This window comes from Microcystis sp. M49636_WE2 (assembly GCF_030065375.1).
Lineage (GTDB): Bacteria > Cyanobacteriota > Cyanobacteriia > Cyanobacteriales > Microcystaceae > Microcystis > Microcystis aeruginosa_C.
Map to the genome: position 1 here is coordinate 1 of NZ_JASJFG010000489.1, position 3,187 is coordinate 3,187.

Sequence of the window (3,187 nt, forward strand, 5' to 3'; positions counted from 1 at the left end):
AAGTGCATCGGTAATTGTAAGCGTTGGCGAACTGCGGCAACGGGATAGGCAAGAACGAAGCTAACCAGAGCCTGATCCCGTAACTCCCGACTAATTCGATCGAGCCAAGGATTATCCGGTTGCCAAACACCGATTCCCGTCAAAACCTGCACTTTCCACGCGGAGGCGATCTCGCCTAAATCGCCGTCGTAGGTAAAGCGCCAGTTTAACCGTTCCTCTCGATATCCCTTTAAATTCAGAAACGCGAGACAATAATCGAAACGTCTGCGTGCGATCGGTGTTTTCGTGGCCTCGATCTGGCGCTTAAACTCGCCTTTTCTCCACACCTCCACCTCTAGATTACCGAGAATACTGGGTAAATCGTAGGTTTTAAAGCGATCGCATTCCTCCGGTTCCGTCGAATCGTATAACCCGCATAGTAACGGACTCGACCCGCGAAAACTAGACGCATCCTCGAAAATCGGATTACCGTTTTTCCCCGATAACTCCTTCCATTCGTCGGCCCATCCTTTCACCCGACCGGCGACCCGTTTTAAACTGGTATCGAAAACCTCCTCGCATTCCTGTTGAAACTTCTGGCGACTTTCCCCGTATTGGGATTTGATCTTCGGACTCCCTAAATTCCACCAGAGTTGAAATGATTGTACCGCTCCCCAACGTTGGTAATAACCCTCGAAATTATTGATATGACGGTAGTTACTCTTGATGGCCTCCTGTAGCTGAATTCGGTCATACCGTTCCCCGACTTGTAACGGTGCGTCTTTCTTCTCGAATAACCGTTCTAGGAAAAATTTCGGAACCAGAGCGATCGCTGTGAAGTTAGCAAATTTTACCGCCGTTCCCTTTCGATCGTAGCCGCTGTGACGGCCTAAACGGCCGAAACGTTGAATAAAATTTCCCGCATCCGACGACTCAAAAATGAGGAAATTAATCTTGAAGTCCACCCCCACATCGATGGTACTCGTTCCGATCACCAGATCACGATTTAACGATGCCGACTTCTCCCGCGTTCCCGAAAGACCCGTATTTTCCCCCACCGTTAAACCGATAGTCGCCAATAATTCTCGGAAAATCGGCAGCAGACGTTTAACCGAAGCGATCGAATTGAGAATAATCGCGCCCTTGCTGCCGGGGTATCGCTTAAAATAGTCTAAAATTCGCTCTTTATTTTCTTTCAACCAATTTTCCGAAGTTTGAAAACTCGACGGTAAAGGAATAAAAGATAGCTCGATTTCCGAGGTTACTTGTCGCCATCCCTGTTGAGCGAGGGAATTGGCCTCTTCTGGGGTATCGGGAAACTGGTATTTTCCTTCTCTTACCGGGTCGATCGATCGATAGCGAAACCCCGCTTTATCCAATCGTTTTAGTAAACCCTCGTCGGGAGTTGCGGACAAAAACAGGTATCGTTTCCCACGATTGGCCCGTCGGATTAGAAGCATGGTATTGATAATACTGGCGACCTGTGGCGTGCCGAAAACGTGAAATTCATCGAATAGGAAGAGATCGAAATGTTTATCGATCCGGTTCCATAGCTGATCGGGGTTATCGTAGGGGGTTAAATAGGCCCCCCGATGCAGATAATGGAAAATATCGGGGTTAGTTAAGAGAATTTCCGACTGTTTCGATCGAGTCTCTAGAGCGATCGCTTTCGTTTTCCCATCCCGTTCGGCGTACAATTCCAACTCGGGCCCGGTCAAAAGATTGACCCGGGGTTGATCCGTTGGTTGAAATCGTTGAATATATGCCTCGATCTGACCCCGCTGATCCCGCGCTAGTTCGTTGGTTGGGTAGAGTCCCATAATCGGGAAATATCCTTGCAAAGTTCGCAGGTAGGCCGCCAGACTTTTCCCGTCCCCCGTCATGGCCGAATTGATGATTACCTCGACATTGGGATCATTTAGTGCTTTCCACGTCTCCACCTGATGCCACGATAACCGCCATCCTTGCGGAACCTTGATCCCGTCCGGTATCTCGTCTGCGGGACAGGAATAGACCGGCTTGAGCGTTACTTGATAATTTACCATGAATTTCTGTCCGTAATTCCTTGCTATCTTCCATACTAACCACGATAATAGGGATGGACAAGTACCTTAACAGAAAAAGTGTCCGTATATTTATAAACTATGAGCCGGATAGGACAATCAATCACTTTATCGGTCAGTGAAAAAGAAAAACAGGCCCTAGAAATCCTTGCCAGTGAATTCGGGCTATTTTGGGGAGATAAACCGAATATATCGAAGCTAATCAAAGAAATTGCCCATAATAAGCTTAAAATCGCTCCTAATCACGACTGGAAGCCCGATCGCTTGCAGATGCTCCAACAGGCGATCGATTCTCTTATTGATGCCGGACAAATCCCCATCGCCCTAGAACTAACTAAACTACTATTAGAACGGAGCGAACTGTCGGGACCCTTACGGAAAGAGCTAGAAGGCCGCCTCGATAATTCTCCCCCACCATGGCGACTGGAACTCGATCGCTGCATTCTCCGACAACAACCCTTTCAGTTATCCTATCAGGATGCCGGCGATCGAATCTGGGAATTCCATCTTTACCATGCCGCTATCAATCGTCACGGGGATCGCTTATATCTCGATTGTTGGTGCGAGGAAACCGAGGGAAATCAAGATATATCAGAACTAAACCATAATTGGAGTTTACGGCTCGATCGAATCCCCAACGATTCCTTAATTACCCCAATCCCTAGAGGCAAGTGGCGCCATCAGCTTGATAGTGTCTCGGCCGAGTTTCAGCTATTCGATGGATTAGCTCGATCGTACCAGACTAAAACCGCTATCGATATCGCCAACGAATTGATCTCGACCAATCCCCTTGTCCGGCAGATTACCCGACAGGTAACGAGTAGCTTCTGGTTTTTCCGCGAGATTCTCCCCTACGGGGAAGATTGCTTGTTGATCTCCCCAGAAAAAGTCCGCAAGCGTTTTTATGACAAGGTGCAGCGGCTTTATCGACGCTACGAGTCCTGAAAAGATTTTCGTCCCTGCTGAATCAAGATACGATACTAAATCCTGTTTAAAAAGTATTGTAAGTAGCTGGTTATAATTAAATTAAAAATGGATTTTAGGTTCGATCCCCCCTGCCCCCCTTGATAAGGGGGGTGCCGATAGGCGGGGGGATCTACCCTTGATAAGGGGGGTGCCGATAGGCGGGGGGATCTACCCTTGAT

At 48.0% G+C, this 3,187-nt stretch carries 2 protein-coding genes; one reads left to right on the top strand and one right to left on the bottom strand.

All coding sequences use genetic code 11. The features are described from left to right. The coding region (gene cas3 / locus PX484_RS11450; RefSeq protein WP_288103897.1) for a type I-D CRISPR-associated helicase Cas3' at window positions 1-2,024 on the bottom strand (2,024 nt) is incomplete at its 3' end. A 99-nt stretch (window positions 2,025-2,123) separates the two neighbouring features. Between cas3 and PX484_RS11455 the strand changes: the two genes are divergently transcribed. Beyond that, window positions 2,124-2,987, top strand: a complete 864-nt coding sequence (locus tag PX484_RS11455; RefSeq protein ID WP_287767765.1) for a WYL domain-containing protein — start codon at window positions 2,124-2,126, stop codon at window positions 2,985-2,987. Window positions 2,988-3,187: the final 200 nt, after the last annotated feature.